Below are 26639 nucleotides of genomic sequence, written 5' to 3'. Positions count from 1 at the left end.
CCATATCAGCAGCATCACGCGGATGAATGCCACAGGCTAAAGCGGCATCTTTGCGCCCTAAAGCATTTACACGCAGTTGCAGATAACTACACCGGCGAGTTGTTGCCGCAGCTTTGCGGCCGTACGGATTGCGTTTCCACAAACCAAGCTCAATACCGATTCGATATACCGGAGTAGAGCCTATAGAAAGCTGGCGCGCAATATCCATTGGTGCCACACCTTCCAGCCACAGGCGAGCTATTTTCTGACTGTCAGCCGAGCTAATACGCCTGCGGCGCTTGCGCGGCAAGTCCAGCTCACCAGCAAGCCGATAAGCCACCGACCGCGGTAAACCAACCACCCCAGCAGCCACCCGTATTGAACTACCAGCCCGAACCAACGACGCAAACCGCGCCACGACAACAGAATCCGGAACCCATTTCGACTCCACACAATCACCCAACCCATGTCAGGTGTTTCCACGACCGCTAGAAATCAAGGAGTGCCGATTGGGCACCCGCGGGGGTTTATTCGATAGGCTCGGTCATTGTGACACAACTCGGAATTATTCTTATCCTGCTCGTGCGGATCTATACGTGGGTGCTCATCGCCCGCATCATTATTGAGATGATCCAGTCCTTCTCGCGGCAGTTCAACCCTCCACGCTGGTTCATGGTTGTAGCGGAGCCTCTGTTTGTAATTACGGATCCGCCGGTCAAGGCGTTGCGCCGCCTGATCCCGCCTCTGCAAATGGGTGGCGTAGCGCTTGATGTATCGGTGCTTGTGCTGTTCGTCTTGCTCTCGATACTCACAATGATCTTGCGGATAATTTTCCTGACTTAGCACCCCCGTCGCCTCGAAACCTGTGGTAAACGTTGAGACTCGGCGGGGCGTCGATTATTGTGGGCGTTTGGTTACGATAAATCGCGATAACCCGTATTATGAACCACATGTACCTTTGTGGGGAAGGTTTAGCTAGACCTGAACCGCACTCCTAAGGCCCTGGAAGCTCCGGGGTTGTACCAACCTGAAGGGGAAGAGAAGACATGCCACTGTCACCAGCTGATGTTCACAACGTCGCGTTCAGCAAGCCGCCAATTGGCAAGCGCGGCTACAACGAAGACGAGGTGGATCAGTTCCTCGACCTCGTAGAGGACGCCCTTGCCCAGCTGCAGGATGAGAACGAAGACCTGCAGGCGCAGGTTAGCGATCTGAACTCCCAGGCCAAGGCGGGTGCTGGCGCCGGTGCTGCTGGTGCCGCAACTGCGGCTTCCACCCGCACCGATGAGGCTGCGCTGCGCAAGGAGATTGAGGCTAAGCTGCGCGCCGAGTACGAAACCAAGCTGGCGGACTCCAAGTCCGAGGTTTCCCGTGCCAAGGAAGAGACCAAGAAGGCACAGGAGCAGGTTAAGGCTGCCCAGGCTGAGGCTTCTAAGGCATCTGGCTCTGCCGCTGCTTCCTCTTCCGCAGACCTGAAGGCAGCCCGCGATGAGGCGGCTCAGGCCAAGAAGGACGCCGAGGCAGCTCGCGCCGAGGCAGCCCAGGCAAAGAAGGACCTCGAGGCTTCTAAGAAGGAAAACGACGAGCTGAAGAAGTCGGCTTCCGCAGCTGGTTCCTCCAAGGCTGGTGCAGCGGCTGCGGGTATCGCAGGCGCTGGTGCGGCTCAGACCGCCGATGGCCTGGCCACCCCAGAAACCCACATGCAGGCTGCCCGCGTTCTGGGACTGGCACAGGAGATGGCAGACCGCCTGACCTCCGAGGCTCGTGCGGAGTCCGAGTCCATGCTGTCCGAGGCACGCACCGCCGCCGAGAAGCAGCTGACCGACGCCGATTCCCGCTCCAAGGCACAGCTTGCTGACGCCCAGAAGAAGTACGACGCCCAGCTGCAGGACGCAGATTCCCGCTCCAAGAAGCTGGTATCTGACGCTGAGGCTAAGGCAAAGCAGACCGAGTCTGATGCTTCCTCTCGCGCAGAGGCACAAATCCGCCAGGCAGAGGAGAAGGCTGCTTCCCTGCAGGCCGATGCCGAGCGCAAGCACACCGAGGTTATGAACACCGTCAAGCAGCAGCAGACCGCACTGGAGGCTCGTATCTCCGAGCTGCGCACCTTCGAGCGCGAGTACCGCACCCGCCTGAAGACCCTGCTGGAGTCTCAGCTGGAAGAGCTGGCTACCCGCGGCACCGCCGCACCGAACGGCGAGGCTGGCAACAACTAAGCCACCCCGTTCTTCCTAGCGCCCCCGCCACCGCGGCGGGGGCGCTATTGTTGTTTTAGACCGTCGTGCTATAGCCCGCCCCTACCGAAAGGAACCACTGTGCTCGTAGCCGCTTTAGTTCTCGCCCTCGTGGCATTCGTGGCCTTGGTCAACTTCGTTATCTCGGGAGCCGACTGGTCGTTGTATATCGTTTTTGCCGCCGCCGGCATCGGACTCGTGTGCTTCATCCTGGACTGGGCGCATAAGCATCGCGCTGATAAAGCCCAAGCAACTGAATCCCCCGAGCAGGAGGCGCTGCGCGCAGCCTTCCGCGAGGACTAACGCCGCGAGACCCCAAGCTTTCGGTTGCAGGCATGCCAATAAGGCGCACGAGGCGCCTTATTCCGCGGTCGGGCTCTAGCAATCGGGCGGTTGCCACCGAATCCGTCCGTTGGTTCGGGCAAGTCGCCCGCGCAGCGGCGGGGCGTTGGGATCGTCATCGTTGGCGCCATTGTGGTACGCGCAGGCTGTGGATAAGTTCGCGATATTGGTCAATCCACCGTGCAACCACGGCTCCAGATGGTGAATTTGGCATTCGTCGGCAGGCTTAGCGCAGCGCGGCCATGGGCATACCGGATTTTCCGCACCCGCCATCAACCGCTGCTTAGCATTGGCGAAGCGCTCCGTGCGGTACAGGTTCACCGCGCCTTCATACGGGCTCACCAGGGTAATGAGCCCATGCTCCTTTAACGTGCGGCGCACATACTGCGCACCCGTAAGCGTTGCTCCGTTGGTCATCTGCAAGGTGATTTCCTCACCATCGCCGTTGACGATGCGCACGTAGTCTTCCAGGCGCACGATGACATTGGTTACCACCGTGCTTCGTTGCCCCGTATCACTGCCGAAGAAGGTATCTTCCACCACATCCAGCGGCTTTTTATCCTGGTTTTCCACGGCCGCGTGGAGGTCAGCAATGAACGAGGATGAGCCGTCGATCGCTAGCGTCCACGGCGCATCCTTGCGGCGGATGATGCGTATACCAGGCTTTATCTTGCGCTTTTTCTTCGGAACCTTGGATTGCGCCAGCTTTTCTAGTGCCGCTGCTGTGGCCTTGGTGGTACATAGCTGTTCGCGGAGGACCCAGGCGTCGAAAAGCGTGGGCATCTTGCGCGCATACTTTTCAATGATGGATAAAGCAACGATGGAATGCCCATTGTGCTGAGCTCCTTCGATGGCACGACGACGCTTCCTTGTGAACTTGGTCGTGCCGCAGTACGCCTCTTTTAGCAATGCCAGCTCGCGGGCCGTCTTTTCAGCGGCGCCTCGCGCGCAGAGGTCGTCCTCAGATATGCCTGCGCACCCGAGGACGATGTCCATCCCGGGTGCCATGGCTGCGAGGTAAGTATCTAGCGCGTTCACGATTCACAATCTATTTCCCCGCGCAAGCCCCCACAAGGGAAAATTTTTAGCCTGTGGATAACTTCTTGTGCACTAAGATTCTGGGGCGCTATACTGTGGCCTACACGCAGTGATCCGGCCATCACCGGGGAGCAATTCAGAAGAACAGCCAGTGTGGCCCAGTAGAACTGAACGGGTGGGACCGTCAACTCCTTCACCGAAACGAAGCGGAGCCTTCGGGCTCAAGCAGGGTGGTACCGCGAGCCTTAAAGGCGCGTCCCTGCACCGTGTTAAGAGTGAAGGATAATTATGGCGAAGAAGATTTACCCCAAGGTCGACATGACCGGCGGCTCCAGCCGCTTCCCAGATATGGAAGAGGAAGTCCAGAAGTACTGGAAGCAGGATGATACCTTCCAGGCTTCGCTGGAAAAGACTAAGGACTGCCCAGAGTACATCTTTTATGATGGCCCTCCATTCGCAAATGGCTTGCCGCACTATGGCCACCTTTTGACTGGTTATGTGAAGGATATTGTCCCGCGCTACCGCACGATGGCTGGCAATTACGTACCTCGCGTATTCGGCTGGGATACCCACGGTCTGCCCGCTGAGCTGGAGGCGGAAAAGCAGCTGGGTATCACTGAAAAGGCGCAGATCGAAGACATGGGCTTGGAAAAGTTCAATGAATACTGCGCTAAGTCCGTGCTGGAGTACACCGACGAGTGGGAAGAGTACGTCAACCGCCAGGCCCGCTGGGTGGACTTTGGCAACGGCTACAAGACCATGGATATCAACTACATGGAATCGGTCATGTGGGCGTTCAAGGAGCTTTATGACAAGGGCTTGATCTACAAGGGCTTCCGAGTTCTTCCGTACTCTTGGGCGGAGCACACTTCTTTGTCCAATCAGGAGACCCGCCTGGACGATTCTTATAAGATGCGCCAGGATCCGACCCTGACGGTTACCTTCCCAGTGGAGGGCGCGCGCGAGGGAAGCGCGGCAGAAAAGACGTTGGCGGAGTACCCTGCGCTTGCCGACGCCTCTTTCCTCGCCTGGACCACCACCCCCTGGACCTTGCCTTCGAACGAGGCCTTGGCGGTTCATCCAGAGGTTACCTACGTGCTCTTTAAGGCTACGGAGGGCGATTTTGCTGGCCGTACCTTCATCATGGCGGAAAACCTGCTGGCCACCTTGGAGAAGGAACTAGGGGAGGCCGAGGTACTGGAGACGTTTACCGGCGCGCAACTCGAGGGCTTTACCTATGAGCCTATCTTCGGCTTCTTCCCGGATCTGCGCAATGCCTACCAGGTCTTGATCGCTGATTACGTCACCACAGAGGACGGCACCGGTGTGGTACACCAGGCTCCTGCGTTTGGTGAAGACGATATGAATACCACCAACCAGTACGACATCGAGCTGGTCATCCCGGTGGACGAGGACGGCAAGTTCACCTCGCAGGTTCCGCCTTATGAGGGCCAGCTGGTCTTTGACGCGAATAAGGACATCATCAAGGACCTGAAGGCTGCTGGGCGAGTGGTGCGCCACGTAACCATCGAGCACTCCTATCCGCACTCGTGGCGCTCGGGCGAGCCGCTTATCTACATGGCGCTGCCGGCCTGGTTCGTGAAGGTGACCGAGTTCCGCGATCGCATGGTGGAGCTCAACCACAAGGAGATTGAGTGGCTGCCGGAGCATATCCGGGATGGCCAGTTTGGCAAGTGGCTCGAGGGCGCGCGCGACTGGAATATCTCTCGTACCCGCTACTGGGGTGCGCCTATCCCGGTGTGGATGTCCGATGATGACAACTATCCGCGCATGGATGTCTACGGCTCCTTGGATGAGCTGGAGCGCGATTTCGGTGTCCGCCCGGAGTCGCTGCACCGTCCGCATATCGACGAGTTGGTGCGCCCGAACCCGGATGATCCGACCGGTAAGTCGATGATGCGCCGCGTGCCAGACGTGCTGGATTGCTGGTTTGAGTCCGGCTCGATGCCCTTTGCGCAGAAGCACTACCCATTCGAGAATAAGGAATGGTTTGAGACCCACTCGCCGTCCGATTTCATCGTGGAGTACTCCGGTCAGACGCGTGGTTGGTTCTATGTGATGCACGCGCTGTCCACCGCGCTTTTTGATCGCCCGGCGTATAAGAAGGTCGTGGCCCATGGCATCGTGCTGGGCAACGATGGCCTTAAGATGTCTAAGTCCAAGGGCAACTATCCGAACGTCAATGAGGTCTTTGATCGTGATGGTTCGGATGCCATGCGCTGGTTCCTGATGTCTTCGCCTATCCTGCGCGGAGGCAACCTGATCGTGACCGAGCAGGGCATTCGCGAGGGCGTGCGCCAGGCAATCTTGCCTATCTGGAATGCCTATACCTTCCTGCAGCTCTACGCAGAAAAGGAAGCAAAGTTCGACACCAGCTCCACGCATGTTTTGGACCGCTATATCTTGGCCAAGACCCACGACGTCGTGGCCAATGTCAACGCGGCGCTTGCCGATACCGATATCGCCACGGCAACCGAAGAAGTACGCCTGTTTGCCGACGTCCTGACCAACTGGTACGTCCGTCGCTCGCGCGATCGTTTCTGGGAGGGCGAGGACGCCCATCCTGAGGCGTTTAATACCTTGTACACCGTGCTGGAGACCGTGACTCGCGTGGTGGCACCGCTGCTGCCGCACGTGGCAGAGGTTATCTACCGTGGACTGACCGGTGAGCGTTCGGTGCACCTGGCGGATTACCCGCAGGCTGCGGACTACCCGTCCGATGCAGAGCTTGTCTCTGCGATGGATGCGACCCGCGCGGTCGCTTCGGCCGCGTCCTCGGTGCGCAAGTCCAATAAGCTGCGCAACCGCTTGCCGTTGCCGAAGTTGACGGTGGCCCTCAATGGGGCGCAGCGCCTGGCGGACTTTGCCGATATCATCCGCGACGAGGTCAACGTTAAGGAAGTTGAGCTTACGGACGACGTCGATTCGGTAGGCACCTTCCAGGTTGTCTGCAACGCGAAGGTTGCCGGCCCGCGCTTGGGCAAGGACGTGCAGCGCGCCATCAAGAACCTCAAGGCGGGCAACTACGAACGCCGCGGCGAAGAGGTTGTAGTGGACGGCGATATCGTGCTTGGCCCGGATGAGTACACCGAGCGCCTGCAGGCAGCGAATCCGAAGTCGACCGCGCGTATCGAAGGCCTCGACGGCCTGGTAGTACTCGATACCGAGGTGACCGAAGAGCTCGAGGCCGAAGGCTGGGCGGCGGACGTTATCCGCGGCCTGCAGGATGCCCGCAAGGCTTCTGAGTTCGAGGTCTCGGACCGCATCGCGGCCGTACTCTCTGTCCCAGAGGAGAAGAAGGCCTGGGCGGAGCGTCACGCCGACCACATCGCCGGTGAAGTGCTCGCCACCGATTTCCAGGTGACCACCGAGGCGCTCGATGGTGCGGACGTGCACGAGGTGGTGAAGGGGGTTAACGCTACCGTCGTTAAGCAGTAGCGCCTAAGCCGCCACCTAAAAGTAATTGCCCAGCCTTAGCGGCTGGGCAATTTTTTTATGAGTGATAGGACTTAACGGACCGGGCCGGGCAGGTGAGCGCGCCAGCCGAGGACGACGTTAACGAGGCAGCACAGTGCGAGCACGGCGCCAACGAGGAATAGGGTAGTAAAGCCGAGCAGCGGCGCGAGTGCGCTGAAGGCCATGGGGATGAAGAAGCCGGTATAGGACACCGAGTAGTACACGGCGGTGAGGCCGGCGAGTTCTTCGGCACGGGCGATGCGCTGGACCTCAGAGAGACCGGCTACAAGGGCGAGGCCGTAGCCTGCACCCATGACAGCGGCACCGGCGATGCCGAGCGGCAGGGAGCGAGTATGGGAGGCAACCGCGCCGAGGATGGTGCCCACAGTGATAACGCCCATGGCAACTGCGGAAGCGCGGGCGGAGCGGCTGGTATCGATAACCTTGCCGAGCATCTGGATGCCGACGCCGCAGCCCAAGGTGATAACGGTCATCAGGCCCGAGAAAGCGATGGGGGCATCGCCGGCAGACTTGGACAAAAGCTGGGGCAGGAGGGCATAGGCGGCGCCAGCGCAGCCGAAGACCCACGGTGCGACCGGCAGGACAATGCGCACGAAGCGGCGGTGTGCTGCGGAGGGAATGTGCAGCATGCGCAGCATGTCGCGGATGCTCAGGTCAAGGAAGGAGTCTTTTACCGTAGCGCCCCGCGGCGGGCGGGTTTCCGGGGTCTTCATCAGCCAGATAGCGGTGGCGACGGTGAGGAGGATGTGCAGGATATACGCCAAGTGGGTCGGCCACGGGCCCCACTGGGCCAGCACCGATGCGAGGCCGGCGCCGATGAGGAAGCCTAATGTCAGGCACATGGAGGCGTGGCGCGGGCCGGCAGCGGGATCGCCGCCTGCGCGGGTGATGAGCTCTGCCACCCACGTGGAGCCGACGGCCATGACGATGCCCAAAGCCAAGCCGCACATGATGCGGCCCACGGCAATGACGAGTGGCTCGTTCGGTGCGATGGACAGAAGGAAGGAACCGAGTAGCGATAGTGGCGCGGCAGGCAGCATCGTGGGGCGGCGGCCAATGTAGTCCGAAAGCGGGCCAGAAATCAGCAGCGCAGGCACGATGCCGAGCACATAGGCGGCCAAGAGGCCATTGACGGTGACCTGCGAGAAGTGTGACTCCTCGCGGTACATGACTAGGAGAGGGGTGAACTCATTGCCGCCCCACGCGACAGCGACCATGCTGCCAGCGACGGGAAACCATGAGTGTTTGGCAAACTTTTCGGTCATAGTTGATTCCTCGAGTTGGTTAGGTGGGTGTCCAATGCGGAAAGGTAGGCGTCGAGGTCGCCGGTGCGGAGGGCATCGGCAAGCGCGCGGTGCTGATCCACGAAGGTGCGGGCGCGGGCTACGTTGCGGCCAATGGCCGTGGCGGTAAAACGCTGCTGGCGTTCGCGCAGCTGGTGTCCCAGCCCGGCCAGCAGGGTATTGGCCCCGCCATCCATGATGATCTGGTGGAAACGCGCATCTAGGTGCGTATAGGCATGCAGGTCTGCGCCATTCAACGCAGTGTCCTGCTCCGCGATGGTCGCGTCCAGCTGATCAGCGATGTCCGCGCGCTCGGCATCAGACATTGCGCAGATCTTTTCAGCACAGTGCCTATCCACGAGCAAGCGTGCCTCATAAACCTCGCGGATTTCCTGCGGGCTGATCGGCACGATGAGTGCACCCCGCCTGGGGTAGAGCTGTAGAAAGCCTTCGACCTCTAGGCGCAGGAAAGCCTCGTGCATCGGGGTGCGGCTAATTCCCATTTCGGTAGCCAGGGAGGCCTCGGAAAGCATCTGCGAGGGCTCGAAGGAGCCGTCAATGATCTTCTCTTTGACGAAGTCATAGGCGCGCTCCGCGGCGGGCTGCATTCGTTCATTGGACATGCATCCATCTTGCATGCAAGCTTGCATGCAAGCAAGCGTGCAGTGGCACTTTGTGGGGAACGGATCTAGCTAGGCAAACGTGTGACGTGGCACGTATCGGGGTCGAAGAGTAAGCCGTGGCCCATGCCGACCCAGCCGATGAAGGGGGCGTCGGCAAGCGTGTGCGGGGTGTGGACGTGCCCGAGGATCCAGGCATCGGCCTCGCAGGCCTGTAGCTCAGCCACGGAAAGCGGCAGGCAGGTGCCTTTAGAAAACTCACCGGTGACGGAAGAATGTAGGAGGCCGAGGAGGGGCCCGTCGCAGCGGCGGGGAGGAAGCTGGAGGTGGCGCGGGTCCGGATTGGTGGCCACCGCTGCGGTTAGAACCGTGGTGTTTCCTATGCGAAAGGTATGCACCTGCGTGCCGTGGACTGTGACCTCGGGCGGTAAGTCCAGGTTGTGGTGGGTATCGTGGTTGCCAGAAATGAAGTGGACCTCGCCGAACAGTGTGGCAGCGTGGGCCATTACGGCGCGGGCCTGGGGCACGAATTCGGACGCCTCAGCGTTGCGGTCGATGATATCGCCCAAGCACACGCACGCCGTGGCTCCACTATTGGCGGCAACTTCGAGTTCTTGCAGGGCCCAGTCCAGCCCAGGGGCGCCCGGGCGGCCTAGGTGCAGATCGGCAAAGACAAAAATGCTAGCGGGCATGTGCGGCCTTCCGGTTTTGCCACCAGGTGATAGCTACCAAGACAACGGTGGAGGTTCCGACGCCGATGAGCGTCATAGCCATGGCCTCGGCACGGTGGCCTTGATCGAATTGGTTCATGATCCACGGAGCCAAGAGGTTGACTTGGCTCGGGCGAATGAGTGAGGACATGACCAGCTCGCGGATGCCTACGAAGAAGGCGAGGAGCCAGCCAGCGAAGATGCCAGGGGCAAGCAGGGGCAGGGTGATGCGCCCAAAGGTATGCAGAGTGGAGGAGCCGGAAATTGCAGCGGCCTCGTAGACGGTAGGGGAGACGGACTCTGCTGAAGCCTTGATGTTTTGGATGGCCATGGGCAAAAAGAGCACGGTGAAGGCCATAACTAGCATGCCCATAGTGCCGTAGGGCGACCATGGCAGCCAGGGAGAGTTCCACAGCAAAATAAATCCAATGGCCAGGACAATTCCGGGAACGGTGTCGGGGGCGATGGCCAAGAAATCGCTGAATTTTGCGGTAATGGTGCTTTGGCGGCGGGTGAGCACCGTGACGAGGACGCCGAGAGCAACGGCGGTGGTCGCGCCAAGGGCGCCTAGTCCGATGGAGCGAACAAGTGCCTCTTGAGCGGTGGGCATCTGCACAACGATGGAAAAGTAATCGAAGGTCAGGTTATTAGGCGTAGGCGGGGCCGAGCGCAGAATGGTCATCGCGGCCAAGGTGATGGAAAGGTAGGGGATGACCACCGCGGCCATGAAGATTGTTGCGGTCACCACAGCGCCGAAGATGGTGCCGACCGAGCCGAGGCGGATACGTACGGGGCGGCTTACTCGGCCACCGCCGGAGAGGTCGCGGCGTGAAATCCATTGTTGGAAGGCCCAGGCGGCCACGCCGATGGCAAAGAGCACCGACGAGGAGGCAGCGGCGCTGGAAAAATCGAGGGGGTCGATGGTGACGTCTTCATAGATGGAGGAGACGAGCACCTTGTAGCCAATGGCGTTGCCAAGCGTGACTGGGGTGCCAAACTCGCCGGCGGCCTTAATGAAGATAATCAGCGCGCCGAGGGAAAAGGGGCCGATTATGTTCGGAGCGATGATGCGCACGGCTTGTTGCCAGCGGCTCGCGCCGGCTATCTGTGCCATCTCCAGCGTGGACGCCGGAATGGAATTGAGGCAGGTGCGCAGGATGAGGTACAAGAATGGAAAGAGCTCCGCGGCCATGATGAAGGCCATTCCCCACACCGAGTATATGGCATCGTGGGCGAGCTTGCCGGCGCCGTGGCCGAGCAGCATCTCGGCCACACCACCGCGGCGGGTGAAATCCATCCACGCCATCGCTGCCGCAAAGGGTGGGGTCATAAACGGGATCATGATGACGATCTCGATCCAATTGGCCCTGCTAAACCGCGTCCACGAACGGAGGAAGGCGAGCGGCGCGGCCATGAGCGTGGCAAATGCCACGACCAGCACGGACAGCAAGATGGTATTGCCAAGGATGTGCAGCATGCCCGGTTGGACAATGCTGCCTAGGGCTGAGGGCTCATCGTGGTAGCCCACGGCCGCGTTGACCAGCACAGAGGCTAGCGGCGCGGCGACGAGGGCGAGCAAGATGAGAAGGACCCCGTAGATCCCAAGGCGACGTTGGGGAGTGGTGGTGGAGCTCATTGGTTACTTCAGGTAGCGCTTAGCAAAGGTTTCCTTGATGTCCTTGGACTGAGAAACCAGGCCATCGAGGTCATCGTTGAGGGTCTTAATCTCATCCAGCTTCGGGCCATTCTTTGGAGCGATGTCCTTATTGGCCGGGATCATGTTCTTGGAGGCCGAGATCTCCTGTGCCTCATCGGAGAACATGAAGTCCACGAATGCCTCTGCGGCTTCCTTGTTATCGGAGGACTTGAGGATCATGACTGGGCGCGGGGTAACCGTGGTGCCGGAGGTTGGGATAGCAACCTCGAGCGGCTCGCCCTTCTTCTGCGCGGAGTATGCGGAGTAGTCAACGCCGCCGAGGACAATGCCGCGCGAGCCGGAGGTGACCTGGTCGAGCGCTGGGCCATTGGCGCCTTGGACGATCATGCCGTTGTCAAAGAGCTTGTCAAAGAGATCCCAGGTCTTCTCCTCGCCCCACTGGTCTACCATGGCCGCGATGAGGTCGGCAGCGGTACCGGATTCGCGCGGGTCCGGCATGATGATTTGGTCCTTGTACTTTTCATCGGTGAGATCTTCCCAGTCCTTCGGGGCCTCGTCCACGACGTTGGTGTTGGTTACCAGCGCTAGGGCCGAACCATCGCGGCCGGTAAACGCCCCGCTTTCCGACGCCCACTTGGACTCAATCTTGTCCGCTCCCTCCGGCGTGTACTTTTCAAGGGCGCCGGACTTTTCCTGCTTGCTAGCTGCCGCCCAGGAGGCGAGGTAGACCACGTCAGCCTGCGGGTTGGCTTCCTCGGCCTTGAGCTTGGCGGTGATCTTGCCGGTGGTATCGGCAAAGACGTTGACGTGGACGTCGGTCTTTTCTTCGAAGGCCTCCACGAGGGCGTCGGTAAGCCCCTGCGGGTTAGCCGAGTAGTAATCCACCTCGCCGGACAGGCCTTCAGGTGCCTGCCACTTTTCGGCAGAAGAGGTGGACTGGTCGGTGGCGGTATCGGCGCTGTCCTCGACGGATCCGCAACCGGTCAAGGCGAGCGCACCAGCAGCGGTGGTGGCGATGGTGGCGGTGAACTTCTTGGTAAACATGTGTGGCTCCTATGCAGAAAGAGAAGATGGATAGTTGAGGTAGACGGTCTCGCCGCGAGTGAAGCGATGCGGTGAATACGTCACCCAGGGTTCCTCCGCCCCGGGGACGTCGCAGCGCAACTCGTAGCGCCCACCGATGTAGTGAGCGCCAAGAACCTGCGCCTCGACCCGGCGCGGGGAGGCGCCGGTGTCCTCCTCCGCAGTGGTGACGGTGAGACTTTCTGGACGTACGCTGGGCAGCCGTGGGTGGCGGTTCATGGTGCCTACAAAGCCAGCGATGAAATCGGTGGCCGGCTGTTCATAAAGGGTGACCGGATCCGCGAATTGTTCGATGTGGCCTTGATTCATAACCACGACGCGATCCGACATGGCAAGTGCCTCGGCTTGGTCGTGCGTGACGTAGATGACCGTCAGCCCCAGCTCCTGTGCCAGCTGGGTGAGCTCGGCGCGGATTTGCACGCGCAGCGCGGCGTCAAGGGCGGACAGTGGCTCATCCATGAGCAGGAGGTCCGGATTCGAAACCAACGCACGGGCGATGGCGACGCGTTGCTGTTGGCCGCCGGAGAGCTGGTTTGGCCGCGCCTTCGCTTTGCTGGTGATGCCCACCATGTCCATGCAGGCGCGCACCTTCTCGGATCGCTGGCCTGCCGCCACCTTATTGCCTGGGGTTGTCAGCGGAAACTCGATGTTCTTTTCCACCGTCATGTGCGGCCACAGTGCGAGGTCCTGGAAGACCATCGACAGCCGGCGCTTGTTGACGGCCACATTGGTCCGCGGACCATAAACCTCTCTCTCACCAATGGCAATGGTGCCCGCATCAGGAGTTTCCAACCCGGCGATGCAGCGCAACAGGGTGGACTTACCGCAGCCGGAGGGACCCAGAATAGAGATGAATTCACCGCGGTTGATGCTTAGATCGGTCTCGTGGAGGCCCGTATTATCGGCGAATTCGCGCTTAACGCCGCGCAAGATGACGTGGGGTGAGTTCATAATCAGCGAAATACTTTCTTCAAGAAATAACCTCGAAAAAGATAAGGCCGTAATATTGCATGTGGGTGACGTGAATATGGAAAGAAATAAAAGCTTTAATTAACGGCGCACAAACACCCAGGAGTGCATGTGGAGGTGCGCCTATTAGACTGGGCCGCATGCAACGCTGGGTTCTACACATCGACATGGACGCGTTTTTCGCCTCCGTCGAGCAGCTAACCCGGCCTACCCTGCAGGGGCGTCCCGTCTTGGTGGGCGGCACCAGCGGGCGCGGCGTGGTGGCTGGCGCCTCCTATGAGGCGCGCGTGTACGGTGCGCATTCGGCCATGCCGATGTACCGCGCGCAGCAGCTTGTTGGACTTCGCGCGGTGGTGGTGCAGCCGCGCCGGGCGGTGTATTCAGCGGCCTCGCGCCGCGTATTTGGCATTATCGCGCAACACGTGGAGGTCATTGAGCAGCTTTCTATCGATGAAGCCTTTATGGAACCCGCCGCCTTGGAAGGAGCGAGCGCGGAGGAGGTCAAGCGCTGGGCGGATGAGCTGCGCGCGCTCATTCGGGAGGAGACGGGCCTGCCGTGCTCCATTGGGGCGGGATCGGGCAAGCAATTTGCCAAGATTGGATCGGGTGAAGCGAAGCCTGATGGCACCTTTGTTATCCCAGCGGAGCGCCAGCTAGAAATGCTGCACCCCCTTGCGGTGAACAAGCTGTGGGGAGTCGGCCCGGTGACCGGCGCGAAGCTCAAGTCCATCGGCGTCGAGACCATTGGGCAGCTGGCGGCGATGACGCGCAAGGAAGTAGAGATTTCCATCGGCAGCGTGGTGGGGCTGCAGCTGTGGCGGCTGGCCCGCGGCATTGATGACCGTGAGGTGGCGCCGCGCGCTATTTCTAAACAGATTTCTACTGAGCACACCTACCCGAAAGACTTGCAGACCGCCCCTGAGGTCGATGCAGCCATCACTCGCGCGGCTGAGGGCGCTCACCGCCGGTTGCTTAAGGACGGGCGCGGCGCGCGCACCGTAACGGTAAAGCTGCGCATGGCGGATTTTCATATCGAATCGCGCTCGACCACCTTGCCCTACGCGACTGACGACGCCGCCGTGCTCACCGCCGCCGCCTTCAAGCTTGCTCGCTACCCCGATGAGCTGGGGCCCATCCGCCTGGTAGGGGTGAGCTATTCCGGCCTAGAGACCGCTCGCCAAGACGTGCTTTTTCCGGAGCTAGACCGCGAAATAGTGCGCCCTGCACCGGCAGACACGGACTATGAAACTGGGGTGAGCGACGACGCAGCACCGGCCGTTCCAGCGCCTACGGTGACGGTGGAGGAAGAAACCGATAACCAGTGGCACGCCACGCAGGACGTCTTCCATCCCGACTACGGCCACGGTTGGATTCAAGGCGCCGGCCACGGGGTGGTCAGCGTGCGCTTTGAAACCCGCGCCACGGGTCCCGGCCGCACCAAATCCTTCGCGGCCGACGATCCCGCGCTCGTGCCAGCAGACCCGCTCGACTCACTGGATTGGCAAGACTGGCTGACCAGCGAGGACTAGCCCTCCTGAGCAAAAAGCTCTGCCGGATCGGTACCGGTGGCCAGCGCCGCCGCGAGCAGGATTCGCGCTTGGCTCGGGCGGAACCATCCGGCGTTGATGGCGCCACGTTTGCCCAGGCTCGCGCCACCGCCGTCGCCACCGTAAGCCAGTGCCGTCGGGCCATAGGGTGTGCGGGTAGAAATGATGACGGGGAGGCCGGCGTGGAGGGCGTCGGCAAGCGCGCGGCCCATGTCCTCGCCCATATTTCCCGAGCCCATGGCCTCCACAATGAGACCGGTGGTGGGGGAGTTTACGGCGGCGTCGACCAGCAGGCGCCCCGCTCCCGGATAGGCGGGGATGATCTCGATACGCTGCGACGCCAGCGGGGCAGGGTTCAATCGCGGGGTAGCGCCAGGAACGGGCAGCGACTCAAACCCGCGCAGGTCACTGGTGTGCCGCTTACGCGCACCGCGCGCCGGGATGGTCTCGCCGCCAAAGCAGAGGAAAACCCCGGGGCGCCCGCTGGCCGCAAGCTCGCGGGCAGCCCGCAGATTGGTGGGGCCGTCGGCCGCGGGGTGATCGTAGGCGCGCTGCGCGCCCGTAAGCACGATGGGTTTTTCCCCTCCACAGAAAATCTCCAACGCCAGCGCGGTTTCCTCCATGGAGTCGGTGCCATGCGTGATGATCACACCACCGATATCCTTGCGCGCGGTGAGCTCATTGACCACCGCAATGAGCTCATCGAGGTCCGCCAAAGTAATAGAGGACGAGTCGAGCTGGCGAAACTCCACTACCTCGGCGTCGATTTCAGCGGCAAGGTCCGCGCCGGAGATGGTGGGAACCAGGGAACCATCGGCCACGGTGGTGCACGCGATCGTGCCGCCGGTGGCGATCAAAGCAAGTCGGGTCATGCACTCAAGGTTAAAGAAATCTCCGCCCACGCGGCGGGCGCAGCCCGGAAAAGGCTGGTGCAGCTGTAAACTGATGGGAGTTTAGAACCCAGACGTGAGGAGTTAGAAGTGAAATTCCGCAAGTTTAGCGCCGCGTGCCTCGCACTGACCGCGGCCACCGCCCTGGCCGCCTGCTCTTCCGACGACGAGCAGGACGATACCGCCGCCACCAACACCGAGGCGCAGGAATCCGCCTCTTCCGACGGCGATTCCGCCGCCCCAGCGCTGCCGTCCCCGGCGGACCTCAACGCCATCTTGGCCAAGGCCACCGATCCGAACGCCTCTGAGCAGGAAAAGACCGCCACCGTGCAGGGCGGCGAGACCGCACCGGAAATCTTTGACACCATGGCACAGTCCAAGCAGGAATCCGGCGCCGAGTTCGAGGTCGTCGATCCCGTACTTCCGGGCTATGACCCGCAGTCCGTGCTGACCACCGTGAACTTCACTACCGCTGACGGCCAGCAGCAGACCGCTGACCAGGTGGAGTTCGTGTACGAAGATGGCACCTGGAAGCTCTCCAAGGCGTGGGCTTGCACCCTCATCCAAAACACCGTGCCGCCGGAGCAGGTTCCGGAGATGTGCGCGGATACCGGCGCCGGTGCCTCTGCACCCGCCCCGGCACCGGCCGAGGGCGACGCTGCCCCGGCTGAAGGCGACGCCCCGGCTGCCGGCGCCGAGCAAGCCCCAGCTGAGGCCCCCGTAGAAGCCCCGGCCGAGTAATTAGGAAAAGTTCAGCTCCGTCAGGCTCGACTGCACCACGCGCAGCTCCGAGCCGGCGGCGCCATAAATGACCTTCGTGTCGAAAGATACGTCACCGCCCACGGGCAACGGCTTGCTCAGGTCCACCGTGATGTTGCCCTTGGATTGGGTGCTGGAGTCCACAACCTTGAGCTCCTTGTCCTCCAACTCCGTGCCCTGGGCCTGGCCCTCAAAGGACAGCGCGCCTAGCGACGGCCGCTGTTCTACCTCTACGTTGAGCTTGACCTGGTCGCCCTCGATGGAAGCGACCGTATAGCGCGTGGTCTGCAGCAGGGGGGACTCGCCGGTAACGCGCGAATCCACCGTCCAGCTCGCTCCCTTGCCTACCTCCTCGGTGGGGAAAACCACGGGCAGGGCCGTCAGCTTCATAATTGCCTGTTCCACGGAGCCACGGGCTTCATCCGTGGCCTCCTGGGGTGCGGCAAGGCGCAAGGAATTCATCTGGCCGGTATTTTGGCCGCGCCAGCCAAATTGAAATCCCTCGGCCGAGGAGACGTCGGTGTCGCCAGAAGTTTCCGGCGCGCCGGCCGTGACGAAGGCATTGCGGGTGGCCGGCAGCTGATCTTCAACGTCCTCGCTAGCCTTATCTACCTTGGCCGATAGCGGCAGGGTAGTGGTGGTGGATTCGACGTCGGAAGCCTGAAACTTCTCGGCCGCTGACTTTTTGAGCAGGTCCTGCGAAAAACCCTCGGTAACGCGGTAGTTCACGTCCTGCGTGGAGTCGATATCGCGGTATTCCAGGAGCTTTTTCTCCCCAGTGCCGGGATTGTCCACGGTTACGCGTGGGGCGTCGATAGTCAGGCCCACGGGCTGTTCTACCGCGGGTCCCGGCTTTTCATAGGAACACGCCGTAAGCGCTACGGCGGCTGTGGTCAGGGCTGCAAAAACTTTGACTCGAAACACGCTTACCAAAATACCGGACGCTCCCGTTTAGAATAGAGCGGGTGAGTCAAAAACGAAGGAGCAAGACAGGACTTATCGCCGCGGTTGTCATCGCCGTGGCGCTGGTGGACCAAACCGTGAAACAAGTAATGCTCTCCATCCTTACGGAGGGCGAGCCCCTGCCGGTCATTGGGGACTGGTTCCGGTTTACCCTGCTTTTTAACCCTGGCGCCGCCTTTTCCATGGGCGGGGAGGGATCGACGTGGCTTTTTACCACCATCCAGCTGGTCTTTGTGCTCGGCGTGGCCATTGCCGCCCCGCGCATTACCCACTCCGGCCAGGCAGTGGGCCTAGCGCTTATCGCCGGAGGCGCGCTGGGTAATTTCGCCGACCGCATCTTCCGCGCCCCCGGCTTCTGGTTCGGGCACGTGGTGGACTATATTTCGGTCGGCTCTTTCGCCGTGTTCAATATTGCGGACGCGGCCATTACCTGCGGCGTGGTGCTGTTCATCATCGCCATGGTGCTGGAGGAAAGGAAGGCCGAGCATGAATAGGCAGATGCGCAGCTTCCCCATTCCTGAAGGCCTAGAAGGCATGCGTGCCGACGCCGCCCTGGCCAAGCTCCTTGGCCTGTCCCGCAGCGCCACCGCGCAGCTGTGCGCCGAAGGCAGCGTGACCATCGATTCCCAAGAGCTGGGCAAGTCCGAGCGGTTGACCTCCGGCAACGTGGTCTCCGTGCTTTTGCCGGAGCCAGAAAAGCCGTTGCTGCCGCGCGAAGAGCTGGTCGAGGGCATGGACGTGCTTTACGACGATGCCGATATCATCTGTGTGCATAAGCCGGTGGGCGTGGCCGCGCACCCCAGCGTGGGTTGGGACGGGCCGACGGTGATTGGTGGGCTGCGCGCGGCCGGTTATACCGTGGCTTCGTCCGGGCCGACCGAGCGCAAGGGCATCGTGCACCGCCTCGATGTGGGCACCTCTGGCGTGATGGTCGTGGCTTCCTCGGAGCGCGCTTATTCGGCGCTCAAGCATGCTTTTAAGTACCGCAGCGTGAAAAAGACCTACCACGCCGTGGTGCAGGGGCTGCCGGATCCCATCGAGGGCACCGTCGATGCGCCCATCGGCCGCCACCCCAAGTCGGGCTGGAAGTTCGCCGTGCTTGACGACGGCAAAGCGGCTGTCACCCATTACAGCCTCATCGAGGCCTTTCGCGAGGCTAGCCTCATCGAGGTGCACCTGGAGACCGGTCGCACCCACCAGATCCGCGTGCACATGTCTGCCACCGGTCACCCGTGCGTGGGCGACCCAATGTACGGCTCGGATCCCAACTTGGCTAAGCGCCTTGGGCTTCAGCGTCAATGGCTGCACGCGGTAAAGCTCGGCTTTACCCACCCCGGCACCGGCAAGTGGTTCGAGATTGAAGCGCCGTACCCGGCCGATCTCGAGCACGCCTTGGAGGTTCTGCGGGGATGAGGAAGGTCTACCGGCGGCGTCGGCTAGCGGCCCTAGCGGTGCTTGCGGTGCTTTTCCTGGCCGCGCTCGCGCTTTTTGGCACCTTAGGGACCCAGGCTTCTTCGCAGGTGCAAGGAGACCAGCTCGGCCCAGATGGCGAGACGCGCGCGGAGTATATTGCGCGCGTGTCCGGTAGCGACATTCCGGACGCGCCTGCCTACGCCCTTGTCACCTTCGACGAGGATTTGCCACCCGTAGCCGCTGCGGCCGCCGTCGCCGCGGCCCCGCGCATGGATGCCATCCTGATCGGCTCCACCGCCCCCATTGACGTCCCCGAACCCACCGCCGGCGAGGACCGGGCCGCGGTCATCCAACGCGCCTTCGACCGCATCGATGCCTCCTATGGGCAGCGCCCCACCGCGGTGAGCGCCGCCGTGGTGTGGGGGTCGGGCGCCCAGCTTGCCGACGTCGCCTCCACCCCCTCCGTCGCCGCCGTCGAACCCGCGCCCGCGGACGCCGCCTGGGGCAGCTTCGCCATCCGCCCTCCCAGCTAATATCGCCCTCCTGGCCCCTGCGGCGCGCGGTGGCCGCCCAGCGCTTTTAGCATCTAGGGCATGGAACACATTCGGGCTTATATCGCGGCGCTCAACTCGGCGATGGACATCCTCGCCGAGGCCGCCGATGCCTCCGCCGCGGACCTTACCGCCGCTGGCATGCCCGATGCCACGGCTGACACTATTGCGCAGCTCGCGCAGGTCTACTTCGGGACCACCAGCTTTCGCCGCCGCCAACGCCGCGCGGTGGACGGGGCCCGCCGCAACCGGCATTCGCTGCCGACGCTGGAGGTCATCGAAAAGCATGCGCGGCGCGCGCCCACCCAAGCCCGCGCCTGGGCCCTGCGCGCCGAGCTCACCCATATCGCGTGCGATACGCGGGAGATGGAAAGGCGTGCCCGCAAGAAGCTGCGCGAGATGCGCGCGCCGCGCGAACCCAAGCCGGGGGTGCGGTTGCGCCGCCGCGCCGCCGGCAAACCCTGGACGCTGTCCATCACTGGGCCGTCCGCACTCATCGCCGAGTTGCACCAGCATGCCGGTTCGCTTGCCGACGTCACCTCCCTCTTCCGCACCGGTACTGGCGCCGCCGCAACCGTGCGCACCAACGTTGTAGTGCCACTGGATGAGCTGGTTGGCGTAGCCCATGGCAGCGACGATGTGGTGTTGACCATGACCAATGGCGCGCAGATTACGGGTGCTGAATTGGCCCAGCGTGCGCTTGCTGAGGAGGGATTTGTCACCCTGCTCCACCCCGTAGAGGGCCCAGTGAACCTCTATCGCATGCGCCGTGGGGCCACCTGGAAGCAGTTCATGATGGCCGCGGCGGAAAATCCCACTTGCCCGGTCAAGGGATGCAATAAGCCTGCCGATGAGTGCCAGGTCCACCACATTTTCAGCTGGGCCGGCGGCGGGTGGACAAATGCGAAGAACCTCACCACCGCCTGCGCCTATCACAACGGCCGCAATGATGACCATCGCACCGGCCCGCCGCGCAATGGCCGCTTCGAACGCACGGCCCGCGGCGTTCGCTGGGTTAACCCTTGGGATCCGCCCCCACCGGACCTCGTCGATACCGGGCCCACGAATACGACCACCGCGTAGACTAGACCTATGTCCTCACGCCAGCCCTTTTCGCAGTGGATGCCCAACTACAAATTTGGCTATATCGCCGCGTGGGTCGCGGTGGTGGTTTCCGGCATCGCGCTTTTAATCGGCCTTGTCACCGGCGGCACCCCGATGACGCTGGTGTTTTCCGGGATCGTATGTGCCTATGGCATCTTTCTCGTCGTGGTGATGCCGCGCTGGGCGCTGCGCGCAGAAGAAGAACAGGCGGCGCGTCGCCGCGCCCGCGCCGCCCGCGAGGAACTTAGGCGCTCCTAGCCATGCGCACTAAGTCGGCGACGTAGATAGCCACCGCCACGCCGATGATGCCGAAGCCGATCCAGCGGTGCGTCGAGAAGTGCTCGTGGGTGACAAAGAGCGCCCACAGCATCTGCATGATGGGGGTGAGGTATTGGAGCATGCCGATCGTCGATAAGCGCAGCGTCCGTGCGCCCTCCGCAAAGCAGAGAAGCGGCAGCGCGGTAATCAAGCCGGCGCTGACCAACAGCAGCGCGTGGCCGACGCCCTCGCTGGCGAAGGTGCCCTGGCCGCTTGTTTCTAGCCATAGGATGTAGCCCACCGCCAGCGGTGACATCACGAGCGCCTCCGCCGCGACCGAGACGGCCGAGGACACCCGGACCTGCTTTTTGAGCAGCCCATAAAAGCCGAAGCTGAAGGCTAACAACAGCGAAATGTACGGCGCTTGGCCGGTAAAGAACGTCAAGTACAGCACCGCGATGGCCGCAACGCCCACCGCTCCGGCCTGCCACGGGCGGAGCCGCTCTTTCAAAAACACCATGCCGAGGGCGACCGACACTAGGGGATTGATGAAATACCCCAGCGCCGCATCGGCCACGTGGTTGCTATTAATCGCCACCACGTAGGTGCCCCAATTGACCGTGATGAATACACCCGCGGCCGCAAGCCAACCCCACGTACGCTTGTCCATGCGCGCCATTTCGCGCCACCGGCCGCTGAGGAACAAAAATCCCGTGACCAGCACCGCGGTCCACAACACGCGGTGAGCCAAGATTTCCAGTGGCGATGCCGGCAGCAACAGGGGAAAGAACGCGGGGAAAAATCCCCACATGATGTAGGCGGCGAGCGTGTAGAGCATCACAAAATAATAGCCCATTTTGACCGCCCCGCTATGATGAGCCGCATGGCCAAAAACTCCTCCTTCGTCCACCTGCACAACCACACCGAGTTTTCCATGCTGGACGGCATGGCCAAGGTCGATATGCTGGCAGACGAGGTGGTCCGCCAAGAAATGCCGGCCGTCGGCATGACCGACCACGGCAATATGTATGGCTCTGATGCCTTCTACCGCCGCATGACCGGCGCCGGCGTCAAGCCCATCATCGGCATCGAGGCGTATATGGCGCCCGAATCCCGCTTCAATAAAAAGCGCGTGCTGTGGGGCACGCCGGATCAAAAGCGCGACGACGTCTCCGCGTCCGGTGCCTACCTCCACCAAACGATGATCGCGGAGAATGCCACCGGCCTGCGCAACCTCTTTACCTTGTCTTCGCTGGCTTCCTACGAGGGCCAGTTGGGCAAGTGGCCGCGCATGGACGCCGAGCTCATCGCCGAGCATGCCGACGGCATCATCGCCACCACCGGTTGCCCCTCTGGCGACGTCCAGACCCGCCTGCGCCTCGGCCAGTTCAACGAGGCGCTGGAAGCCGCGGCCATGTGGCAGGACATCTACGGCAAGGACAACTTCTTTTTGGAGTTGATGGACCATGGGCTGGACATCGAAAAGCGCACGCGCGATGGCCTACTAGAGATCGGCCGCAAGCTGGACTTGCCGCCGCTGGTGACCAATGACTGCCACTACGTGTTGGAATCCCAGGCGCCGGCGCACGAGGCGATGCTGTGCGTGCAGACCGGCAAGACGTTCATGGACCCGGACCGCTTTAAGTTCGGCGGCACCGGCTACTACATTAAGTCGGCCGCGCAGATGCGCGAGACCTGGGACGATATGATTCCAGACGGCTGCGATAACACCCTGTGGATTGCCGAGCGCGTGCAGGACTACGGCGAGATCTGGGAAGAACACACCCACGATCGCATGCCTATTGCCGACGTCCCTGAGGGCCACACCCCAACCTCCTGGCTCACCCACGAGGTCATGGAGGGCCTGCAAAAGCGCTTCCCCGGCCAGGACGTTCCGGAAGAGTATATCGAGCGCGCCAAGTATGAGATCTCCGTTATTGAGATGAAGGGCTACCCGTCCTACTTCCTCATCGTGGCCGAGCTCATTAAGCACGCGCGCTCCGTGGGCATTCGTGTGGGGCCGGGCCGTGGCTCGGCGGCCGGTGCGCTGGTCGCCTACGCGCTGACCATTACTAATATCGATCCGCTGGAGCACGATCTCCTCTTCGAGCGATTCTTGAACCCTGAGCGCCCGTCCGCACCCGATATCGATATCGACTTCGACGACCGCCGTCGCGGCGAAATGATTACCTATGCGGCCGAGCGCTGGGGCGAGGACAAGGTGGCGCAGGTGATTACCTTCGGCACGGTGAAGACCAAACAGGCCATTAAGGACTCGGCCAAGGTGCACTTTGGCCAGCCTGGCTTCCAGATGGCCGACCGCATCAACGGCGCGCTGCCGCCGGCGATCATGGCCAAGGACATTCCGCTTAAGGGCATCACGGACCCGGACCACGAGCGCTACTCCGAGGCCGCAGAGGTCCGCCAGATGGTGGAATCCGACCCAGACGTGAAGAAGATTTATGACACGGCGCGGGGCTTGGAGGGCGTCGTCAGGCAGGCGGGCGTGCACGCCTGTGCGGTGATTATGGCTTCGGTCCGGCTCATGGACCACATTCCTATGTGGAAGCGCCCGGCCGACGGCGCTTATATCACCGGCTGGGATTACCCAGCCTGCGAGGCCATCGGCCTGCTGAAGATGGACTTTTTGGGCCTGCGCAACCTCACCGTTATCGGCGATGCGATCGAAAACATCAAGCGCAACCGCGGCGAAGAAATCCACTTGGAGCAGCTGCATGCCGACGACCCCAAGGTTTCCAAGGTCTATGACCTGCTCTCGCGCGGCGATACGCTGGGCGTCTTCCAGCTCGACTCCGGCGGCATGCAGGAGCTGCTTAAGCGCATGAAGCCGACCGGATTTAAGGATATTGTGGCCTCCCTTGCGCTCTACCGCCCAGGCCCGATGGGTGTGAACGCCCACTGGGACTACGCGGACCGCAAGAACGGCCGCAAGGAAATCACCCCAATTCACCCGGAGCTGGAAGAGCCGCTCAAGGAAATCCTGGATGAGACCTACGGCCTCATCGTCTACCAGGAGCAGATCATGCGTATCTCGCAAAAGGTCGCCAACTACACGGCCGGCGAGGCAGATGGCTTCCGTAAGGCAATGGGTAAGAAGAAGCCTGAAGTGCTGGCCCAGCAGTACGACAAGTTCTGGGGCGGCATGCAAGAAAATGGCTACTCCAAATCCGCCATGGATGCACTCTGGGGCACCATCGAGCCCTTCGCGTCCTACGCGTTTAACAAGTCCCACGCCGCGGGCTATGGCTTGGTGTCCTTCTGGACGGCCTACCTCAAGGCCTACTACGCACCGGAGTACATGGCCGCGCTGTTGACCTCGGTGGGCGATAAAAAGGATAAGTCCGCCATCTACCTTTCGGACTGCCGCCACCTGGGCATCAAGGTGCTACCGCCGTCCGTCAACGAGTCCGAAGAGGACTTCCAGGCGGTAGGAGAGGATATCCGCTTCGGCATGGGCGCTATCCGCAATGTCGGCTCGGAAGTGGTGGAATCCATCATCAAATCTCGCCACGACAAGGGCGCGTTTACCTCGTTTAGTGATTACCTGGACAAGATCGATCTCGCCGCCTGCACTAAGCGCGTGACAGAAGCGCTGATTAAGGCCGGCGCCTTCGATGACTTGAACCACCCGCGCAAGGGCCTCATGCTCATCCACGAGGACGCGGTGGATGCGGTGCAAACCACCAAGAAGGCCGCGGATAAGGGCCAGTTCGATCTCTTCGCTGGAATCGGCGGGGGAGAAGACGACGCGGCCTCTAACGCCTTTGCCTTGGACATTCCGGAAGACAATTGGGATCGCAAACACGAACTTGCCCTCGAGCGCGAAATGCTGGGCCTGTACGTTTCCGGCCACCCGCTCGATGGCTTCGAGGAGGCGCTGGCCGCGCAGACGGATACCCCGCTGACCAAGATCCTCAACGACGAGGTCCATAACGGCCAAGAGCTCATCATCGGCGGCATCATTTCGGGCGTGGATCGTCGCTTCTCTAAGCGCGATGGCTCGCCGTGGGCCATTGTCACGGTGGAGGACCACAACGGCGCGCAGGTGGAAATCCTGGTATTCAACAAGGTGTACTCGCTCGTCGCCCCGCAGATTGTGGAGGACAATATCATCCTCGCGCGCGTGAACGTGAAGGTTCGCGATGAGCGCCGCTCGCTATTCTGCTCCGATATCCGCGTGCCGGAGCTGGGCCCGGGCGGTGGCGCCGGCCTGCCGCTGCGCCTGACCATGCGCACGGATCAGTGCACCATGGAAAATATTGCCCGCCTCAAGCAGGTCCTGCTCAAAAACCAGGGCGAGTCGGATGTGTACCTCGAGCTTGTCGATGGCTCCGAGTCCACCACCATGATCCTCGGCGACCACCTGCGCGTGGAGCGATCCGGCAACCTCATGGGCGACCTCAAGGCCACCATGGGTGCGGGCATATTAGGCTGAATTTAAACTCGGCGGCGGCAGGCGCCCTCCACTAATCTAGACAGCACAGTCTATAACGATGGAGGAAACCTGATGGTGAACAAGATTCGCACCACCCACGTCGGCTCGCTGCCGCGCACCCCGGAGCTGCTGGAAGCCAACCTGCAGCGCGGGGAGCTGCCGGCCGCGGAGTTTCAGGGGATTTTGGAGGCTGCGGTAGCGGACGTCGTCAAGCGGCAGCTCGATCTCGGACTCGATATCATTAACGAGGGCGAGTACGGCCATATCACCTCTGGCGCGGTGGATTATGGCGCGTGGTGGAATTATTCGTTTAGCCGCCTGGGCGGGTTGACGATGACGGATACCGACCGCTGGGAATCGGCCGAGGTGGTGCGCTCCAAGCCGGGTGAGCCGCGGCTGACGTCGTTTATTGATCGCCGCGACCGCGCGCTGTTCTCTGAGGCCTATAATGACCCGGATTCTGGCATTTTCACCGGCCGCGCCAAGGTGGCGAACCCAGAGTTCACCGGCCCTGTGACCTACATTGGCCAGGACGAGGTCGCCGCTGATGTGCGCCTGCTTGCCGACGCCCTCCCAACCGGCACCCCCGGCTTCATCGCCGCCCTTTCGCCCGGCTCGGCAGCGCGCCTGACCAACCGCTACTACGACGATGAGCATGAGCTGCTTGCCGACGTCGGCCGCGCTATGCGCACCGAATATCAGGCCATCACCGATGCTGGGCTGACTGTGCAATTCGACGCACCCGACCTGGCCGAGGCTTGGGACCAAATCAACCCGGAGCCGTCGGTGGAAGACTTCCGCGGTTTCATTCGCGAGCGCATCGATGTGCTCAATGACTCCATCTCTGGCCTGCCCAAGGAACAAACGCGCCTGCATATCTGCTGGGGCTCCTGGCACGGCCCGCACGTTACCGACGTGCCCTTTGCGGATATCGTCGAGGAAATCCTGCGTGCCGAGGTCGGCGGTTTCTCCTTCGAGGCCGCTTCGCCGCGCCACGCGCATGAGTGGCGCGTGTGGCAGGACCATGCGCTGCCGGAAGGCACTGTGATTTACCCGGGCGTGGTCTCTCACTCCACCAACGCGGTAGAGCATCCGCGCCTCGTGGCCGATCGCATCATCCAATTCGCCGAGGTGGTCGGCCCAGAAAACGTCATCGCGTCGACTGACTGCGGCTTGGGCGGCCGCCTGCACCCCCAGATTGCTTGGGCGAAGTTGCAGTCCTTGGTCGAGGGCGCGGAGATTGCTACCCGAGAACTCTTCTAAAACGCATAAAGCCGCTCCGGAG

Annotated in this window: 23 protein-coding genes and 1 pseudogene; 13 read left to right on the top strand and 11 right to left on the bottom strand. The window is 61.8% G+C overall.

Annotation, left to right across the window (positions count from 1 at the left end; genetic code table 11):
* Window positions 1-319 (bottom strand): annotated as a pseudogene (locus MHX61_RS04845) (IS30 family transposase); the annotation flags it as partial.
* A gap of 209 nt (window positions 320-528) precedes the next feature.
* Between MHX61_RS04845 and MHX61_RS04840 the strand changes: the two are divergent.
* The 3 genes from MHX61_RS04840 to MHX61_RS04830 all read left to right on the top strand — a co-directional run bounded on the left by MHX61_RS04840 (window position 529) and on the right by MHX61_RS04830 (window position 2516).
* A complete protein-coding gene (locus tag MHX61_RS04840; RefSeq protein WP_150850916.1) occupies window positions 529-822 on the top strand; it encodes a YggT family protein in 294 nt (97 codons plus the stop codon).
* 203 nt (window positions 823-1025) lie between these two features.
* A complete protein-coding gene (locus tag MHX61_RS04835; RefSeq protein ID WP_239193232.1) occupies window positions 1026-2195 on the top strand; it encodes a DivIVA domain-containing protein in 1170 nt (389 codons plus the stop codon).
* 99 nt (window positions 2196-2294) lie between these two features.
* Window positions 2295-2516 (top strand): zinc-binding dehydrogenase, encoded by a 222-nt coding sequence (locus tag MHX61_RS04830; RefSeq protein ID WP_200435444.1) that lies wholly within the window; start codon window positions 2295-2297, stop codon window positions 2514-2516.
* Between the two features lie 75 nt (window positions 2517-2591).
* Here MHX61_RS04830 and MHX61_RS04825 read toward each other — a convergent pair whose 3' ends face one another.
* Entirely contained in the window at window positions 2592-3593 is a 1002-nt protein-coding gene (locus MHX61_RS04825; RefSeq protein WP_239193230.1) for an HNH endonuclease signature motif containing protein, read from the bottom strand.
* 288 nt (window positions 3594-3881) lie between these two features.
* Here MHX61_RS04825 and ileS point away from each other — a divergent pair, with 288 nt between their 5' ends.
* Window positions 3882-7052 carry an isoleucine--tRNA ligase gene (gene ileS / locus MHX61_RS04820; RefSeq protein WP_239193228.1) on the top strand — a complete coding sequence of 1057 codons (3171 nt, stop codon included), beginning with the start codon at window positions 3882-3884 and terminating at the stop codon, window positions 7050-7052.
* 71 nt (window positions 7053-7123) lie between these two features.
* Here ileS and MHX61_RS04815 read toward each other — a convergent pair whose 3' ends face one another.
* The 6 genes from MHX61_RS04815 to MHX61_RS04790 form a co-directional block, all read right to left on the bottom strand.
* The gene (locus MHX61_RS04815; protein ID WP_239193225.1) at window positions 7124-8356 is read right to left on the bottom strand and encodes an MFS transporter; all 1233 of its coding nucleotides are present in this window, start codon (window positions 8354-8356) and stop codon (window positions 7124-7126) included.
* Window positions 8353-8997 (bottom strand): GntR family transcriptional regulator, encoded by a 645-nt coding sequence (locus MHX61_RS04810; RefSeq protein WP_204608377.1) that lies wholly within the window; start codon window positions 8995-8997, stop codon window positions 8353-8355. The genes MHX61_RS04815 and MHX61_RS04810 overlap by 4 nt, the downstream gene beginning before the upstream one ends.
* Window positions 8998-9062: 65 nt before the next feature.
* Window positions 9063-9686, bottom strand: coding sequence for a metallophosphoesterase family protein (locus tag MHX61_RS04805; RefSeq protein ID WP_239193222.1), 624 nt, complete (start codon window positions 9684-9686; stop codon window positions 9063-9065).
* On the bottom strand, window positions 9676-11340 hold the full coding sequence (locus tag MHX61_RS04800; protein WP_204608381.1) for an iron ABC transporter permease: 1665 nt from the start codon (window positions 11338-11340) through the stop codon (window positions 9676-9678). Before MHX61_RS04800 ends, MHX61_RS04805 begins: the two co-directional genes overlap by 11 nt.
* Before the next feature lie 3 nt (window positions 11341-11343).
* Window positions 11344-12405 carry an ABC transporter substrate-binding protein gene (locus MHX61_RS04795; protein ID WP_150851776.1) on the bottom strand — a complete coding sequence of 354 codons (1062 nt, stop codon included), beginning with the start codon at window positions 12403-12405 and terminating at the stop codon, window positions 11344-11346.
* A gap of 9 nt (window positions 12406-12414) precedes the next feature.
* Complete coding sequence (locus tag MHX61_RS04790; RefSeq protein WP_239193220.1) at window positions 12415-13395, bottom strand: ABC transporter ATP-binding protein; 981 nt, start codon at window positions 13393-13395, stop codon at window positions 12415-12417.
* Window positions 13396-13553: 158 nt separating this feature from the next.
* On the opposite strand from MHX61_RS04790, the gene MHX61_RS04785 reads away from it, so the two are divergent.
* Window positions 13554-14942, top strand: coding sequence for a DNA polymerase IV (locus tag MHX61_RS04785; protein WP_204608387.1), 1389 nt, complete (start codon window positions 13554-13556; stop codon window positions 14940-14942).
* Here the strand turns inward: MHX61_RS04785 and MHX61_RS04780 are convergent.
* Window positions 14939-15832, bottom strand: a complete 894-nt coding sequence (locus MHX61_RS04780) for an asparaginase (RefSeq protein ID WP_239193217.1) — start codon at window positions 15830-15832, stop codon at window positions 14939-14941. The genes MHX61_RS04785 and MHX61_RS04780 overlap by 4 nt on opposite strands.
* A gap of 108 nt (window positions 15833-15940) precedes the next feature.
* Between MHX61_RS04780 and MHX61_RS04775 the strand changes: the two genes are divergently transcribed.
* Window positions 15941-16591 carry a hypothetical protein gene (locus MHX61_RS04775; RefSeq protein ID WP_049377625.1) on the top strand — a complete coding sequence of 217 codons (651 nt, stop codon included), beginning with the start codon at window positions 15941-15943 and terminating at the stop codon, window positions 16589-16591.
* On the opposite strand, the gene MHX61_RS04770 is transcribed toward MHX61_RS04775, so the two are convergent.
* On the bottom strand, window positions 16592-17533 hold the full coding sequence (locus tag MHX61_RS04770) for a DUF6263 family protein (RefSeq protein ID WP_239193215.1): 942 nt from the start codon (window positions 17531-17533) through the stop codon (window positions 16592-16594). It abuts the gene before it with no gap.
* A 41-nt stretch (window positions 17534-17574) separates the two neighbouring features.
* On the opposite strand from MHX61_RS04770, the gene lspA reads away from it, so the two are divergent.
* The 5 genes from lspA to MHX61_RS04745 are packed head-to-tail and all read left to right on the top strand — an operon-like array spanning window position 17575 to window position 20898.
* Window positions 17575-18066 carry a signal peptidase II gene (gene lspA, locus MHX61_RS04765; protein WP_370658403.1) on the top strand — a complete coding sequence of 164 codons (492 nt, stop codon included), beginning with the start codon at window positions 17575-17577 and terminating at the stop codon, window positions 18064-18066.
* Complete coding sequence (locus MHX61_RS04760; RefSeq protein ID WP_239193213.1) at window positions 18059-18985, top strand: RluA family pseudouridine synthase; 927 nt, start codon at window positions 18059-18061, stop codon at window positions 18983-18985. The genes lspA and MHX61_RS04760 overlap by 8 nt, the downstream gene beginning before the upstream one ends.
* A complete protein-coding gene (locus MHX61_RS04755; RefSeq protein WP_204608393.1) occupies window positions 18982-19518 on the top strand; it encodes a hypothetical protein in 537 nt (178 codons plus the stop codon). The genes MHX61_RS04760 and MHX61_RS04755 overlap by 4 nt, the downstream gene beginning before the upstream one ends.
* A 60-nt stretch (window positions 19519-19578) precedes the next feature.
* On the top strand, window positions 19579-20619 hold the full coding sequence (locus MHX61_RS04750) for an HNH endonuclease signature motif containing protein (protein ID WP_204608395.1): 1041 nt from the start codon (window positions 19579-19581) through the stop codon (window positions 20617-20619).
* A gap of 9 nt (window positions 20620-20628) precedes the next feature.
* On the top strand, window positions 20629-20898 hold the full coding sequence (locus MHX61_RS04745) for a permease (RefSeq protein WP_204608396.1): 270 nt from the start codon (window positions 20629-20631) through the stop codon (window positions 20896-20898).
* Here the strand turns inward: MHX61_RS04745 and rarD are convergent.
* Window positions 20885-21736 carry an EamA family transporter RarD gene (gene rarD, locus MHX61_RS04740; RefSeq protein ID WP_198493278.1) on the bottom strand — a complete coding sequence of 284 codons (852 nt, stop codon included), beginning with the start codon at window positions 21734-21736 and terminating at the stop codon, window positions 20885-20887. The two genes, MHX61_RS04745 and rarD, sit on opposite strands and share 14 nt — an antisense overlap.
* A 45-nt stretch (window positions 21737-21781) precedes the next feature.
* Here rarD and dnaE point away from each other — a divergent pair, with 45 nt between their 5' ends.
* Both dnaE and MHX61_RS04730 read left to right on the top strand, forming a co-directional pair.
* Window positions 21782-25354: a DNA polymerase III subunit alpha gene (dnaE, locus tag MHX61_RS04735; protein ID WP_239193211.1), complete on the top strand. Its 3573-nt coding sequence runs from the start codon at window positions 21782-21784 to the stop codon at window positions 25352-25354.
* A 72-nt stretch (window positions 25355-25426) separates the two neighbouring features.
* A complete protein-coding gene (locus MHX61_RS04730; protein ID WP_239193209.1) occupies window positions 25427-26617 on the top strand; it encodes a cobalamin-independent methionine synthase II family protein in 1191 nt (396 codons plus the stop codon).
* The last annotated feature ends 22 nt before the right edge of the window (window positions 26618-26639 follow it).

The organism is Corynebacterium sp. ACRPF (assembly GCF_022347395.1).
Lineage (GTDB): Bacteria > Actinomycetota > Actinomycetes > Mycobacteriales > Mycobacteriaceae > Corynebacterium > Corynebacterium tuberculostearicum_D.
The sequence above is the reverse complement of the archived record's forward strand: the minus strand, read 5'-3'. Positions and strand labels throughout refer to the sequence as shown.